The sequence below is a fragment of the Mesorhizobium sp. WSM4849 genome, from assembly GCF_055811385.1.
In genome coordinates this window covers 354,413-368,517 of record NZ_JBVVPW010000001.1, presented here as the reverse complement: position 1 = coordinate 368,517, position 14,105 = coordinate 354,413, and the positions used below count along the sequence as shown (strand labels likewise).

Below are 14,105 nucleotides of genomic sequence, written 5' to 3'. Positions count from 1 at the left end.
AGCACTGCCGTGACTTTCGTTGCTTTCCGGGACTGCCTTGATTATGAAGCGGAACTTCGCCCACTGCTTTCATTCAATCAGGAGCATTTCCGTGACGGAAGAAGCCGAGAACAATACTGATGCCCTCATCGAGCTCACCGCTGACATCGTATCGGCCTATGTCTCGAAGAATCCAGTCCCCCTAGGCGAGCTTCCGGCCCTGATCGGGAAGGTGCATGCCGCGCTGAAGGACACAGTCGGCGGCTCCCCAGAGAAGCCTGAAGCCCTCAAGCCTGCAGTTCCCATCAAGAAGTCGGTCACGCCCGACTACATCATCAGCCTGGAGGACGGAAAAAAGTTCAAGTCTCTGAAGCGGCATCTCTCTACTCACTATGACCTGACGCCCGACGAATACCGCGCCAAGTGGGGCCTACCGGCAGACTATCCGATGGTCGCCCCGAATTATGCCGCCGCGCGCTCGGCTTTGGCCAAGACTATTGGCCTCGGTAGAAAGCCTAACGAACCCGAACAGCCTGCACCTGCAAAAAAGACCCGCAAAAAGGCCGTGGCCTGATTGTCCGCAGTCGTTTTGAAACGCCGAGTTTGAAAAGGCGGAGGAAACCCCGCCTTTTCGGTGCAAACAGTTTACCCGGACTCCTCGCAGGGCGCAGTGCAGATCCGCTCAATGGGGCGCGCCACCTGCAAAAAGGTACTTGTAGCCGTTCGTCGTCATCCATCGGGCGCGCCGCTTGGTTCTGAGGACATGCCATTGCAAGCAAACGCCCGGAATTTCAGCAAAGTGAGCTTAAAATGACGCACTACGTACTTACAGTCTCATGTAAATCGGCTCGCGGTATCGTTGCGGTGATTGCGACTTTCCTGGCCGGCCAAGGCTGTAACATTGTCGATAGTTCGCAGTTTGACGATCTCGACACAGGCAAGTTTTTCATGCGTGTCTCCTTCATCTCCGAGGAGGGAGTCGGCCAGGCCGACCTGGTGGAAGGCCTAAGGCCGATCGCGGAGAAGTTCCAGATGGATGCTGAGATCCAAGATGCCACCAAGCGCATGAAGGTGCTGCTGATGGTCTCGCGCTTCGGCCATTGCCTCAACGACCTCCTCTACCGCTGGAAGATCGGCGCCCTGCCGATCGACATCGTTGGCGTCGTTTCCAACCATTTTGAATACCAAAAGGTTGTGGTCAACCACGACATTCCCTTCCACTACATCAATGTGACTAAGGGGAACAAGCCGCAGGCCGAAGCCCAGATCCTCGACATCGTCGAGCAGACGCGCACCGAACTGATCGTGCTTGCCCGCTACATGCAGGTCCTCTCCGATGCCATGTGCAAGAACATGTCGGGCCGCATCATCAACATCCACCACTCGTTCCTGCCCTCCTTCAAGGGCGCCAACCCGTACAAGCAAGCCTATGAGCGAGGCGTCAAGTTGATCGGGGCAACGGCACACTACGTCACCGCTGATCTCGACGAAGGCCCGATCATCGAGCAGGACACCGCCCGCATCACCCATGCGCAGAGCGCCGAGGACTATGTCTCGATCGGCCGTGACGTCGAAAGCCAGGTTCTGGCTCGCGCCATCCACGCCCATATCCATCACCGCGTCTTCCTGAACGGCAACCGAACCGTCGTCTTCCCGGCAAGCCCGGGAAGCTACGCTTCTGAGCGCATGGGCTGAGCGATGACGCATATCATCGACGGCAAACAGGTGGCGGCATCCGTTATTGAAGCGGTGAAGCAAGCGGCTTCTGATCTCCAGCGAACAAAGGGGATAAAAGCGGGGCTTGCGGTGGTGATTGTTGGCGACGATCCGGCCAGCCACACCTATGTCGGCGCCAAGGGCCGCTTGGCCAAGGAATGCGGTTTCAACTCCATCCAGCACACGCTGCCGGCGCAAACAACGCAAGGCGAGCTCACAGGCCTGGTGGCCGCTCTGAACGAGGATGCTTCCATCCACGGCATCCTCGTGCAGCTGCCGCTGCCGAAGCATCTAGATGCGGATGCGATCATCCAGTCGATCCGGCCGGAAAAGGATGTCGATGGCCTGCATGTGGTCAATGCCGGCAAGCTCGCCATCGGTGACCTGGCGACCGGCCTGATCTCGTGCACACCGGCCGGCGCCATGCTGCTGGTGCGCTCCATCCATGGCGAGGATCTGTCGGGCCTGATGGCGGTCGTTATCGGCCGCTCCAACTTGTTCGGCAAGCCGATGGCGCAATTGCTGCTTAATGCCAATGCCACGGTGATGGCGGCGCATTCGCGCACGAAGGATTTGGCGTCCGTGGCGCGTGGCGCCGACATTCTGGTGGCTGCGGTGGGCCGGCCGGAGATGGTGAAGGAGGACTGGGTTAAGCCTGGTGCGACTGTGATCGATGTCGGCATCAACCGGATCGATGCGCCGGAACGGGGCGAGGGCAAGACCCGGCTCGTGGGCGACGTCCCCTATGCGGAAGCCTCTGATGTCGCCGGTGCGATCACGCCGGTTCCGGGCGGTGTCGGACCGATGACCATCGCCATGTTGATGGCAAACACAATCACAGCAGCGTACCGCATGAGCGGTCTTACATCGCCTTCGTTCTAAAAAATGTCAGCGGCGAATCGGCCACTCACTCTGCTGTTTGACACTCACTGGTCCGACGTCAGGATCTCATCCGGTTCATATCGAGACTGTGGAGTTTAGACGCAGCTGAAGCCAAAACTGCACATAATGTCGATGTTCAGCTCGTAGAGCGCGCGGTGATGGACCCGATTAGCCTTGGTTGCTAGCTTATAACGGGCTGCGCCCGATACGCCACCGATATGGTGGTGGCGTGCCATTGACTGCGTAGTCTCCAACGATGCGATCCTTGTATCGAGGGACGTGGATTATAGGCGAACCTCGCCTGCCGTTTGCGCATCATGTGAACCATTCGATGCCGGAAAGGACGGCATCGGCACGGGCCATCGACTTGAAGCCGAGCATCGACCGAGTGCGGCGCTTGATGCGCCGATGGTCCTGCTCGATCCGATTGTTGAGGTACTTGCTCTTGCGGATGCGGATCGGCTTCAGCGCTCGTCGCGATCGATTCCGCAGACGGTGTTCGGCATCTTGGGCCCGTTGAAGCGCTCCAGAAGCTGGGACGAGAAGTGAACGACCCAGCGGTGCACAGTCGAATGGTCGATGTCCGCGTTCGGCCATCATCTCCTCCAGATCGCGCAGGCTGAGATTGTAGGCCAGATACCAGCGCACGCACAGCAAGATCACTGATCGGTCGAAATGACGGCCTTTCAACATAGCAAGCGCGCTCCCCGAAAAAGAGAGGCCTTCGCGCCAGATAGGGGTTGCCATTCCGTTTGCGACAGAACCGCAACGCGAGATCACCCCAATGAAACCCTAAGCACGACCGGCACGCGTCCCAAGGCCTAACGCGTGGTCTCGATCATAAACCGGTGGAACATATACTTGGAGCTTCGCAAAAGCGTCGTCGGCGTTGACTGCGATGACAGGATCGCCGGGCCATGATTCCATCCATTAAGCGGGCGGCAGCCAGAAGGCTAGCATGCGCTTGGTCTCGCCCGTGTTGCGGCGGCGCTGCCATTTCGGATTGCGCGACAGATATTGGAATGGGTCCCGGTCCTCTCGCTCAGCCTCCTCGAGATAGGCGCGCCAGCGATAGTGGCTGTAGGTCTGCATGGCGTTGATCGCATAGTGCATCGCGATCTCGCGATGACCCCGGATGACGATAAAGTTCTCGTCGTTTTTGGTGCTCGCGGCCTTTGAGAAATTGTGGGAGCCCGTGACCACGATCGGATCATCGCCGAACGGATCGATCACGATCATCTTCGAATGGGTGATGGCATGGCCAATGTGGGTGCGGAACTGTGATGCCGTGCCCTCGACCGCCCACTGTCCGACCGTTTTGCCGACCCCCGAGGTCTGCGCGGCGTCGAGGAAAAATTCCTCCGGGTCCTGCTTCAGCAGCTTGAAGTCCTCGGCGCCGGTGCTGGTGAACTGTGTCGCCACACCGCGCACATAGAGATTTTTTTCCTTCTGCATCTTGAGGAGCGTTCGCACCGGCTCATTGCCGGGCTGGAACATGACGAAGAACACGCCCTGCTTGGCGCTCTTGACGAGTTCGACCAGTTCCTTATTGTCGATCTCGCTGCTCAGCTTGGAAAACCAGCTATCGACCGTTGCATCGCCAAGCGGGATGCCGCGTTTCGGCTGGTTGTTCGAGTCCAGCAGGTCATCGGAGACGACGTCGCCGCTTTCAGCCAGCAGCTTGAACTGCGCTTCGTACCGCTCCGCCAGGTCCTTGTTCACAAGCATAATGCCGTTGTTGAGCTGGGTGCAAAGACCGGTCGGCGTCCAGTTGGTGCTCCCCGTCCAGACTGCTTCCGGCGAGAACTCCTCGTGCTCGTTCCGGCCGACAACGACGAATTTATTGTGCGCCAAAGCCTTGGGGGCAAGGAACCGGTCATGCACAACACAACCGGCGTCTTTCAGCCGGCTTCGTGCTCCGGCGTTCTCGTCTTCACCCTCTTCGTCGACGCTGCCATTGGCCAACACGACATGAGCGCGTTCCCCAACAGCGACGAGAGCGTCGATCAGTTCCTCGTCGCTCAGTTCGTAGAGTGCGGCATGAAGCTCGAGGCTGGGAGACTCCGCAACCTCGCCCATTATCCCCAGCATGGCCTCCCGCAGCGTTCCACCAAGGAAGGCTCGAACTTCCCGGTCGACCTGCTGACTGACAACCACCGCCGTCGCTTTCAGCTCCGCGAGGGTGATCCCCTTGCGCTTCATGTAGCGCGCCATGAATTGGGAAAGAACATAGCCACGATTGAAATGGACGCTGACGCCATCGCCGCAACCAGCGCTCAAGGTCAGAGCTTCCGACCAATCGCTCGACAGCCCATCTTTCAGTTTGCCATCGTCACCAAGGACCCTGGCGACAACGCGATAGGCGATCACATCCCCGAGATCCGCAGCATGATCGGTCCAATCATAGCGTTGGAAAGGCCAGATTTGCGATGAGCGAGAGGTGAGACGCTCGCCTTGATCATCGACCTCGGTGTCGCCCTCGAAGCCGACGCGGTTCGACAGATATTTGGGCTCCGCATCGCCTCGACGACATTCGATCGCAAATCCCAGGCAGCCTGGAATGTCATTCTCATGGCGCCATACAAGATGCACGTCGTCGGCATTCGAGAATACTTTGAGAATGATCCCGGACATTCACACTCCCCCTAAGCTGTTTCGTTATAGCGGCAACGTACCACGCTCTTTCTGCTTGTTCGCGAGTATCAGTGCAACCTCTGACAGTATAGTGACAAAACCGGTGGAAATCCCCACCTCCTTGCATTTGGTTCTGCGGCCGAACGAGATCCATGGGATCTCCTCGGCGGGGACGTCATCTTTAGCCACCCGGTCGCTTAAATCGAGGGTCAACGGCAGCGAGCCACGTAGGAATTCGAGGTCGGGCGCTCGCGATCTCTTCGAAGACCGCGCTGGGAAGACGCTGACGCAGAGTGAATATCGCGCCAAATGGGGTCTGCTGGCGGACTATCGCATGGTCGCGCCGAATTACGCCGCAGCGCGCTCGGCATTGGTCAAGACGTGGGCTCGGCCGCAAACCGAAAGAGCCGGAAATGCCGGCGCCGACGAAGCGGACCCGCAAGAAGGTCGAAGCTTGATTTCGTCTGCCGGAGATTCGTTCTGGAGCGTGCAAGTGCCAACAGCATAATCTGCGCGGAGTATGAAAGGGGGGGCAGCCTCTTTCCTTTCAAACAGCCTGCGGTCGCGCACAGGGTGCGTTTAGTGGTTGCGGTTGCGCCGCCATGTTTTCAATTCGCGCACAGGCTGCGTTCCTGCAAACGCCGCTTCATAACGCAACGCAAAGGGTTTCGTAGGATGGGTACTCGAAATTTCATCGCAGCAGCCTCCCTCGCCATGATGGTGACCGTCTCGTCACCCTCCGAGGCCCGCACGCCCTTCACCAACGACACCGCCTCCCGCACCCAGGCCCTGGCCCTGCTGGAAATGCTCAACGCCGACCTGCTCAGCCACCCCAGCGCCACGCTCACGCTGGAACGGTGGTGTAGTGACCACGGGCTGGCGCCGGAGGCGAGGATCGTCGCCGATCGCGTAAAGGGCGACGACAAATTGCTGCCGGACAATACCCGCCAGGCGTTGGGCATCAGCGCTGACGAACCCGTGCACTATCGCCGCGTGCAGCTCGCCTGTGGCGAACTCGTGCTCTCCGAGGCCGATAACTGGTACGTCCCGTCGCGCCTTACACCCCAGATGAACCAGGTGCTCGACACCACCGACCAGCCCTTTGGGAAGGTGGTCCAGCTGCTGCACTTCCGCCGCCAGACCATTAGCGCCGAGCTGCTGTGGTCGCCGCTGCCCAAAGGGTGGGAGATGGACGCGCCGCTGCCGGCGGCGGGGAAGGGGGCGCTGGCCATTCCCCACGAGGTGCTGCGGCACCGGGCCATCCTCTATACCGGGGTGAACCAGCCCTTCAGCCTAGTGGTGGAGACTTACACAGCCGAGGTCCTGGCCTTCGGCCGCCGCTGAAGGGTCCCGAATTTTCGCGCTCCCGAACTGCCAGTGGATCTGAAGCCCGGAGCGGCCCTATCGCTGTAAAGCTTGTCTATTCCATACCTCGAGGCCTTTCTGGGCTGCATGCGCGCAAACCGGCGCGCTTTAGCCGCGCTGGCGCACGAAACTGCACGCTCAAGCGAAGCGTTCAAACGCCTTCATTTTGGACAGCGACATTCCGTACGCCATACCTGGATGGACTTTCATTCGCCACTACAATCGGCTCACGGCAGCGGACAAGGAAGTAGGCCGGCACCTTCTCGCCTTGCATCATGGAGAGCTTCCTCCAAGCATAGTGCTTTCGATCGAGCGAACGACCGACAGCTCGTACCCGTGCCCAACTATTAACAGTCTTCTCTCGCTCTCCAAGGTGACATCAATGATGAAGCTGCCAGGCGATGAAGACGTGCGATTATTCTGTGCTCCCCAAAGCACAAGGTTAATACGTTGCACCCTCTGCAGGACCCGATCTCGGGCTGACGTTCCACACTGCCATTTATGCGACTTTCGAAGCACAAATCATGAACAGTGTTGCGCAGTAGCTCCTATTCCCACTTTCCATTTAGTCAGCTTTACTTCCAATGAGCGGACGCTGGAGCCATGTTCCGCAATGAGCGCATTGGGCGGAAACCGGACTGGCACCTTCTGGAAAGCGATATCTAGTAAGTAGACTTAAGATGACGCGGCAAACTTCGGCAAATTAAAAAGAAACCTTTTGCCCGGCCGTTTGATAAGGTCGGTTCATGTGCTCAAGACTTCAGTCCCCGCCCAAGCCTGGACCGCAGGAACAATCAACACTGAAATCCCGCCGCCTCAGTCGTTTCCTTTGTAAAGCGCCGTGTTGAACCTATGCGACGCCCATGCCATCCCCCCCGCCGACACCAACGTCGATAGGGACAGCATCTGGTAGGCCACAGCGATGCTTTCCCCGCAGCCCGTCATCCCGCAGTTGGCCTCGATCGCCTCGTACAGCGTGGACAGCGCTCCCTGCAGGAGCCACAGGGTAAAGAAGAACACGCAGGTTGGGATGACCTTCGCCCAATTGATGTGTCCCACTGTGCCACTCCTACCAAGGTCAGTGCTGCGAGCTGCGAACCCTGAAATATCTACTCGTCTACTTACAGCATGAGCCCAGAAAGTATTCCAGAGTCACCGCCACCAACCTCACGAATACTGTTCTGGTACATTTCGATCACAACATTTCTAAGCTCGTCTACGTTGTTCGTGGCGATGGCCTGCTGACCTCGATCCGCTAAGCGATCGTGCAGTTTCTTGTCGATGGCGTTAAACCGGGAATCTACCAAGCCGTCGAACTGAGCCATCCAGAACCCAGGCTGTTTGAGCATGAAGCCGTTCAACAGCGCGCTGGCCTCCTCCAGCGCATGCCGGCTCTCTTGCAGATCTCCGCGCCTCAACGCGTCGCGAGCCGATGCTAACTGTCGGGTGATGTTGGTGTTCGTCTCTGGTTCGACTTCCTTGGCGAAATACCGAGCATAGTGGTTCTCGAAATCGTCCAGCTCGATCTGCTGAACAGCCGAGACGTTCACAGGATCATGCTTGAGACGATGGATCTCTTGGCGCAGGAACCGAGCTTCTTGCGTCACCATGCGTTTGGTGTCTGCATTGTGCGATAGGGCCACTGTGGTCTCCTGGGCCTCTAGTTTGCTGCGGAGCTTCTGGGATTGAGCGCCGATACGGCTGCCCAACGCACGCTCCAAATACTCTAGATCCTTTCGTGCATCGTCGATCCCGCCGCGCGCCAGTTGTGTCCCCTCCTCGCCATCGAAATTCGATGCCGAACTCGTTGGAACGTACATATTCTCAAGGCTGTGATAGAGCCCGGCATCCGGGATCTCGAAGTGGCAATGGAGCAGGCTGTTCGCGTCGATGCTCCAGTGGACGTTCACACGATCACCTTTACGGATGATCTGACCAGGGATCAGGCTATCCCCCTTCAGTTCGAAGGACCCGACTGCCAGGTTCAGAGTCGGATCATCGACATCGTCAGCTTGCTCGAACAGTTCGAACGCGAGCGATGCTTTCTCTCCTGCCCGCAAATCCCTGGACGCGCGGAAGGATTCCATCCCACGCGCAGGCGTCGGAGCGCCTTTCTTGGCGATGATGTGCAGTTTGTTGTGCTCGGCACCGATGCCCCCCTTAACAATCTTGATCGCCAGATTATGCATGAGCGGCATGCCATCTGCCGTGGCGGCGAGGCGAGTAACCTTGAGGACGACACTTGCGTCGGTGTCCAGCGCGCCATTCGCGCCGAATGCCGAGACCTTCACCTCGTTCGAGCCTACACGTGGCAACGGAACGCCCTTTACGTCGACCATCGACGACAGGGGCAGTTTTCCTGCTGTCCACCCATTCGCAGCATCGATTTGGACGTACACATTCGCCGGGACCGGATCGATCGGCGTACGAACCTTCAGGTTGATGGTGGGGGAGGCCGTATTGTCGATGTATTCGAAGCGCAGTTGCAGGCTAGATGATGATGTCGTGGCGGCGCGACCGGTCCGCGATGTCGTGGCTCCATCGGCGGCCCAATTTCTGCCAGAGGCGAAAATGGCAGCACCGGTGGACAGCGGTCATGGGGTCGACGTTGGTATCCAATGCGATCCCAAGCTCGAACGCTACGCGCTCCCGAACGCAGGGCATTCTGCTTGGCCCACCGATCAGGACGACCTTATCCATATCGATGGGCGAATAGCCATTATTGGACAACAGTGTGCGGCATTCCGCGATGGAGCGTTCCACGTTTTCCGCGATCAGGTTCTCAAGCACTCCACGGGTCACCTCGACGTCAAGATAGATGTCTGTGCCGTCCTCGTCCTTGGTACCAATCTGGTTCTCATCGGCGGAGACGTGATCTACCTGCTGCGAGGACAACGCGATCTTGCACAGCTCAGCACGGTACGACGCGATCCGGATCAGACGGGAATATCGTGCGTCGGTCTGGAAGTTCTCGGGGAGATTGAAGGTCTCCAGCAACCACGGGCGCACCAGATTGTTCACGATGGCCCGGTCGAAATCGGCGCCACCCAGCATGTTCACACCAGCATGCGCGACAATGGTGATGTTGCCCGAAATGCTCTGCACGATTGCGGCGTCAAACGTGCCGCCACCCAGATCATAGACCAGGAACTGCGCTGACCCGCCGCCGATGCCGGTATTGGCAGCCATCGCTGCCGCAATCGGCTCCTGCAATAGCGATATCTTTGTCAAGCCCCGCCATCTTTGCGGCCCGCATGGTGGCCTCCGACTGCATCTGGTTGAATGCCGCCGGGATGGTAACCACTGCACCCTCGATCTCCATTTCCGGAAGATCGCGACGGGCCTGTCCGACCAAGCTCTTGATGACCTCAGCACTGGCTTCCTCGGGCGTAAGCACGCGCTCGGTGCCAGGAAAGTCGACCGTGCTGCCCGTGCCCATCAAGCGCTTAAATTTCTGCTGAACGCTCTGTGGGGAGAACGCACACTGGTCATAGGCCTTGCGCCCCACAAAGAGGCCACCGCGCCGGTCGATCGTGATAGCGCTTGGCATGACGTCCATGCCTTCTACGGTCTTGAACAACCGCAGGGTTTCGCCATCGGTGCCGACAATTGCGGAGTTGGATGTGCCGAGATCGATGCCAAGATACATGATGTGCTCCTAAACCTTTTCGGCACGTAGAAAGACGCGGCCGGTCTTGACCGCGGTGGTTCCAACGATAATTGCGGGTTCCAACGTCTGTTCGATCACTGCATCAGCGCGCCGCCACGACTCCTTGATCACAGCCATTGCGATGCTCCGAAGGCTTCATTCGGAGGGACGGCGTGCACCGCCCGAGCGTGTTCCGACCACCCATCTCAGTCCAACCGATCGGAAACTGATCTTTGGGCAGCAGAAGCCTGATCGCCGGCTCTATGAGATCGCCACGCTCGCCGCATTGCGCGAGCGCCTTTGCTCGGCGTCTCGGCCAGGCAAGTCCAGCGGCTAATGAAGACGTTTCAATCTGAAGGCGCGCCGGCTCTTCGCCACAAGGCGCGTGGCCGTCCCTCCAAGAACCGCATTCTTGATGGCCCTGTGCCGCAAGGAGGTCCGCACGCTGACGCAGGCTCTGACGCTGCGTTACGATAAGGTGATGTTCATTCTCCACCCGACCGAATTGGCGAAGAAGCTTGCCTGCAAGAAGGTGGTCGTCTGCGACTATGCTGATGGCCGTCTCGAGATCATGCATGAGGGTGTCGCCCTGCCCTACAGAGCCTTCGATGAGCTGCGCTCGGTTCACCGTTCGGCGATCGTCGAGAACAAGCGGCTGGACGCCGCCCTGGAGATGGTTGCCGAGATGCAGGTCGGCCGCGAGTCGCGCGCTCTCGTTGTGGCCGTCCCCACCGCCATGCGACATTCTACTTTGCTGGCGCCGCGACATTCGAACTTTGGTTGCAACATCGCGCACAAAGCATGACATCGCCAGATGCCGGGCCGGTCCGAATTCGTTACGTTGAGGTAAGCACCACGCCGCCAACCGGACGATTGCGAGCGGGCTAGCGATGGAGGCGCGGTGGCCAGCTCTCGATCAGGCTGGTCGCGGCCTTGGTTGCCCATCTCAATGACATCGGATCGTACTTCCCCCTGTCGCGCGCGAAATACGCCCCTCCCGTCATCGAGACGAAACGAGATCCTCTTTCACCTTCCTGCAGAAATGACGCCCGCCTGGAGCGCCATCACCAAGCGAATTGCGTTGCCCGCGAGGTCGAACAGCCCGAGCTTGATCACGAGCTCGTCGTGAAGCTTCTCCTGCCAACCGGCGCGCGACTTGGCTCTTGACCGAGTTCGACCGCGAACCCGGAGTCGCCGTCGGTGTTTGCGACCTTGGCATGGGATGGCCGGAGCTCGGCTATGTAGCCCGGTCGGACCTCGACAGCTTGCCCGGGCCGTTCGGCAGGCCATGTCCTCGCTTACCTGCTCGGCAACGAGCCCCGGTCAATTCCGGCAGTTCAGTCAACTTTTCGACGACGCTCAGTCATCGGATCCTTTCGGCAAGGTTGCCACGTCTGTTCGACCTAAAAGCTGGTGCAGGGTGAGCAGCGGCGAGCGCATCGCCTTGGCATAGGCGTAGTGGAAGCGACCGAAATTGCTGAGGCGCCGCTTTCCTATGCCGTGCTGTTCGGCGACGGCGACCGCGTAGGACAGGACGCGTCGGGGCGAACCGGGCTCGCGGAGCCGAATCTTTCGTGCTTCGAGCCATTCGACGACAACCGCCTCAGCCGCTTTGTAGGCGCAATTCAACTGATCCGGCCGTGAAAGGACGATGATGGCTTCCCAGGGAGCAAGTGTCGATGTGAGCGGCGATGCCGCATCGAGCAGCGCCGCTTCATAGGCGTCGGCCGTGTCCTCCCCGCCATTATCGAGACGATCGCACATGCATCGACGAACATTATTCGTCACCACCTGTGAGGTCATGGTCGAGCTCGTGATAGGCCTGCGGTGGAACCGGCTTTCGACCTGGCTGAAAAGACAGGCCGTGCTTAGCCAGAATCTTTTGCGCTGGCTTGTTCGTGCCGTTAGGTTCGCGGCTACGCAGCGCGGCCACCATGTTGGCGCGATGGACGATACGATCCCGTTCCTGCCGCGCCAGCCCTTCCGCGATCAACATTGGCGGCGAAACCCCTGAGCCACGCGACCCAAGCCCGGTATCGCGCAACGAACGGCTTCGGGAAGACGGGCAGAGGCTGCGTGCCGCACGCGCCCTCATGGTCTTGGCGCTTCGCGACCGCGCGGGCGGGCCACGCTGTTCTGGCGCCGCGAGGCGCGTGATGCGTGTCCACAACCTGACAGCGGCACACAAAATGCCAGGTTCAAAACAAACATTGGCGAAATGTCAGGTTCTTACAACCCGCCATCTGGGCACTGTGGAGGTTTTTCAAAGCATATCCATGCGCTTACTGCGCGCTGAGCGCGCTGGCACGGGCTTTGCACATAGAAGTGCGACACTGAATCAGGGTGACTGCACGCGGACCGGCAAGACGAGCATGATCTCTTCCGTTGAACCCGTGTGCCCGTCTTTGAGAGGACGGACTGAAACAGCACCTTCTAACGGATTTGCTGCAGGCCCTGGCGAGCTACAAGGGGTCCAGCCCAGCCTCGCCCGTCATTCGAAAACACGTGCCCGACCAAGGAGAAGACGGATCGACACCTTCCTGGCGCGGCCGAGCATGTTGATGCCGACATTCTCGAGCTTGATGCCGAGGTCTTGGGAGATCACCTGGCCGCCGGTCACGATGCCGGCGGGCCGACGTGCGTTGTCCCACCGGGTGATGCGGGCAAGGGCGAGACGGAAAAATGGGCTCGACTTCCCGGTTGTCAACCTTTCCTTTTTCCCTCGTTCTCAGAAGTAATCTTGAGGAGTAAACGATGCTCAGTGGAATGGCCGACCGTGGCGACGCTCAGATATATTATGAAGTTCGTGGAAGCGGTCCACATCTTCTGCTGATTTCGGGCGCCGGCGGTGACGCCGGGTATTTCTCAGGTCTGGCTGAGGATCTTGCCAGCGCCTTCACAGTCATAAATTACGACAGGCGGGGCAACTCACGCAGTACGGGCCGCTCTGAGACGCCGATCACGGTCGCGCAGCAGTCGGATGATGCGCGCGCGCTGATCGACCAGCTTGCCGGCGGCAAGGCCCTGGTTTTTGGAAACAGCGCCGGAGCGATCGTCGCGCTTGATATTGCAGCCCGTCACCCCGATGTCCTGCGCGGCGTGATCGCGCATGAGCCGCCCGTCACCGGGATGCTCGCTGACGGGGACCCGTTGCGGGGTTTTTTCGACCGCATCGGCGCGCGCTACCGTGAAGCGGGCGCTCAAGCTACTGTCTTCGAGTTCCTCCAGGCCGTCCGGGGCGAGGGCAGCGAAAGCACATATATCTGGCCGGAAGATCTCCAGGCGAGGTTCCTTGGGAATGCCGACCACCTGTTTGGGAATGAATGGGCGGCTTGGGGACGCTTTGTTCCCGACGAGGCAGCACTGCGCAGCGCCAAATTCCCTATAATTCTCGGCGCGGGTTCAGCTGACCGCGGGCTGTTCTATGCCCGGCCATCCGTCGAAATTGCGCGGCGGATTGGCGTTCCCTGGGTTGAGTTTCCAGGCATCCACCTCGAATTCATGCCTCGTCCCGCTCTTTTTGGCGCGGCAGTCCGTGTGCTGGCATGCCTGATGCACACTGCGGCGGACGCCCTCCCCGAGGCGTGGAATACCGAAGCTGGGGGATGAACGCGCAGCGATCCCCCCACTCGTGATTGACACGATTGTTTCGGGAAGCGATGGGCAGCTTCAAAATGTCCCGTCGACGCGCACCAGAGCTGCCATGCCACTAGGATAAGCATCATGGTTCTATGAGGAACGAAGGGCTGGTTTTCCGCTTTGTCAGCCAAAACCGGACTGACAGCACACGTCCCAAAGACTGCAGATGCGAACATTCTGCTTCTTCGGCTTTTACCGGTTGCATGGAAGGTCGAGCGAGTGCCATTGTACACATCGTATT

The 14,105-nt window shown here is 59.3% G+C and carries 15 protein-coding genes and 6 pseudogenes; 10 read left to right on the top strand and 11 right to left on the bottom strand.

Going from position 1 to position 14,105, the window contains the following annotated elements; all coding sequences use genetic code 11:
* Nucleotides 1-91 precede the first annotated feature (91 nt).
* From AC0L3L_RS01695 to AC0L3L_RS01685, 3 genes are all read left to right on the top strand, one after another.
* Entirely contained in the window at nucleotides 92-553 is a 462-nt protein-coding gene (locus tag AC0L3L_RS01695) for a Ros/MucR family transcriptional regulator (RefSeq protein WP_473636293.1), read from the top strand.
* A gap of 236 nt (nucleotides 554-789) precedes the next feature.
* Complete coding sequence (gene purU, locus AC0L3L_RS01690) at nucleotides 790-1,674, top strand: formyltetrahydrofolate deformylase (protein WP_473636292.1); 885 nt, start codon at nucleotides 790-792, stop codon at nucleotides 1,672-1,674.
* Nucleotides 1,675-1,677: 3 nt separating this feature from the next.
* Complete coding sequence (locus AC0L3L_RS01685) at nucleotides 1,678-2,577, top strand: bifunctional methylenetetrahydrofolate dehydrogenase/methenyltetrahydrofolate cyclohydrolase (protein ID WP_473636291.1); 900 nt, start codon at nucleotides 1,678-1,680, stop codon at nucleotides 2,575-2,577.
* A gap of 301 nt (nucleotides 2,578-2,878) precedes the next feature.
* On the opposite strand, the pseudogene AC0L3L_RS01680 reads toward AC0L3L_RS01685, so the two are convergent.
* The 3 genes and pseudogenes from AC0L3L_RS01680 to AC0L3L_RS01670 all read right to left on the bottom strand — a co-directional run.
* Nucleotides 2,879-3,027: pseudogene (locus tag AC0L3L_RS01680) on the bottom strand (DDE-type integrase/transposase/recombinase); the annotation flags it as partial.
* A 91-nt stretch (nucleotides 3,028-3,118) separates the two neighbouring features.
* Nucleotides 3,119-3,270: pseudogene (locus tag AC0L3L_RS01675) on the bottom strand (IS6 family transposase); the annotation flags it as partial.
* Nucleotides 3,271-3,507: 237 nt separating this feature from the next.
* Nucleotides 3,508-5,211, bottom strand: a complete 1,704-nt coding sequence (locus AC0L3L_RS01670; protein WP_473636290.1) for a phospholipase D-like domain-containing protein — start codon at nucleotides 5,209-5,211, stop codon at nucleotides 3,508-3,510.
* Between the two features lie 283 nt (nucleotides 5,212-5,494).
* Here AC0L3L_RS01670 and AC0L3L_RS01665 point away from each other — a divergent pair.
* Both AC0L3L_RS01665 and AC0L3L_RS01660 read left to right on the top strand, forming a co-directional pair.
* Nucleotides 5,495-5,669 (top strand): annotated as a pseudogene (locus AC0L3L_RS01665) (MucR family transcriptional regulator); the annotation flags it as partial.
* A gap of 256 nt (nucleotides 5,670-5,925) precedes the next feature.
* Entirely contained in the window at nucleotides 5,926-6,555 is a 630-nt protein-coding gene (locus AC0L3L_RS01660) for a hypothetical protein (protein ID WP_473488838.1), read from the top strand.
* Nucleotides 6,556-7,392: 837 nt separating this feature from the next.
* On the opposite strand, the gene AC0L3L_RS01655 is transcribed toward AC0L3L_RS01660, so the two are convergent.
* From AC0L3L_RS01655 to AC0L3L_RS01635, 5 genes are all read right to left on the bottom strand, one after another.
* Nucleotides 7,393-7,635 (bottom strand): hypothetical protein, encoded by a 243-nt coding sequence (locus AC0L3L_RS01655; RefSeq protein WP_473636289.1) that lies wholly within the window; start codon nucleotides 7,633-7,635, stop codon nucleotides 7,393-7,395.
* 62 nt (nucleotides 7,636-7,697) lie between these two features.
* A complete protein-coding gene (locus AC0L3L_RS01650) occupies nucleotides 7,698-8,975 on the bottom strand; it encodes a hypothetical protein (RefSeq protein WP_473636288.1) in 1,278 nt (425 codons plus the stop codon).
* Between the two features lie 91 nt (nucleotides 8,976-9,066).
* Nucleotides 9,067-9,765 carry an Hsp70 family protein gene (locus tag AC0L3L_RS01645; RefSeq protein ID WP_473636287.1) on the bottom strand — a complete coding sequence of 233 codons (699 nt, stop codon included), beginning with the start codon at nucleotides 9,763-9,765 and terminating at the stop codon, nucleotides 9,067-9,069.
* On the bottom strand, nucleotides 9,713-10,225 hold the full coding sequence (locus AC0L3L_RS01640) for an Hsp70 family protein (protein WP_473488841.1): 513 nt from the start codon (nucleotides 10,223-10,225) through the stop codon (nucleotides 9,713-9,715). Before AC0L3L_RS01640 ends, AC0L3L_RS01645 begins: the two co-directional genes overlap by 53 nt.
* Before the next feature lie 9 nt (nucleotides 10,226-10,234).
* On the bottom strand, nucleotides 10,235-10,363 hold the full coding sequence (locus AC0L3L_RS01635; protein ID WP_473636332.1) for a hypothetical protein: 129 nt from the start codon (nucleotides 10,361-10,363) through the stop codon (nucleotides 10,235-10,237).
* Between AC0L3L_RS01635 and AC0L3L_RS01630 the strand changes: the two are divergent.
* The 4 genes and pseudogenes from AC0L3L_RS01630 to AC0L3L_RS01615 form a co-directional block, all read left to right on the top strand.
* A pseudogene (locus AC0L3L_RS01630) lies at nucleotides 10,329-10,535 on the top strand (hypothetical protein); the annotation flags it as partial. The gene AC0L3L_RS01635 and the pseudogene AC0L3L_RS01630 sit on opposite strands and share 35 nt — an antisense overlap.
* Before the next feature lie 26 nt (nucleotides 10,536-10,561).
* On the top strand, nucleotides 10,562-10,702 hold the full coding sequence (locus tag AC0L3L_RS01625; RefSeq protein WP_473482450.1) for a hypothetical protein: 141 nt from the start codon (nucleotides 10,562-10,564) through the stop codon (nucleotides 10,700-10,702).
* Nucleotides 10,644-10,934: pseudogene (locus AC0L3L_RS01620) on the top strand (ISNCY family transposase); the annotation flags it as partial. The gene AC0L3L_RS01625 and the pseudogene AC0L3L_RS01620, both read left to right, overlap by 59 nt.
* A 451-nt stretch (nucleotides 10,935-11,385) precedes the next feature.
* Nucleotides 11,386-11,649: pseudogene (locus AC0L3L_RS01615) on the top strand (DUF2958 domain-containing protein); the annotation flags it as partial.
* On the opposite strand, the gene AC0L3L_RS01610 reads toward AC0L3L_RS01615, so the two are convergent.
* From AC0L3L_RS01610 to AC0L3L_RS01600, 3 genes are all read right to left on the bottom strand, one after another.
* On the bottom strand, nucleotides 11,585-11,989 hold the full coding sequence (locus tag AC0L3L_RS01610; protein WP_473636286.1) for a type II toxin-antitoxin system VapC family toxin: 405 nt from the start codon (nucleotides 11,987-11,989) through the stop codon (nucleotides 11,585-11,587). The pseudogene AC0L3L_RS01615 and the gene AC0L3L_RS01610 sit on opposite strands and share 65 nt — an antisense overlap.
* 13 nt (nucleotides 11,990-12,002) lie before the next feature.
* A complete protein-coding gene (locus tag AC0L3L_RS01605; protein ID WP_473636285.1) occupies nucleotides 12,003-12,221 on the bottom strand; it encodes a hypothetical protein in 219 nt (72 codons plus the stop codon).
* 495 nt (nucleotides 12,222-12,716) lie between these two features.
* Complete coding sequence (locus AC0L3L_RS01600; protein WP_473482482.1) at nucleotides 12,717-12,932, bottom strand: hypothetical protein; 216 nt, start codon at nucleotides 12,930-12,932, stop codon at nucleotides 12,717-12,719.
* Nucleotides 12,933-12,979: 47 nt separating this feature from the next.
* On the opposite strand from AC0L3L_RS01600, the gene AC0L3L_RS01595 reads away from it, so the two are divergent.
* Nucleotides 12,980-13,834: an alpha/beta fold hydrolase gene (locus AC0L3L_RS01595; RefSeq protein ID WP_473482454.1), complete on the top strand. Its 855-nt coding sequence runs from the start codon at nucleotides 12,980-12,982 to the stop codon at nucleotides 13,832-13,834.
* Nucleotides 13,835-14,105 lie beyond the last annotated feature (271 nt).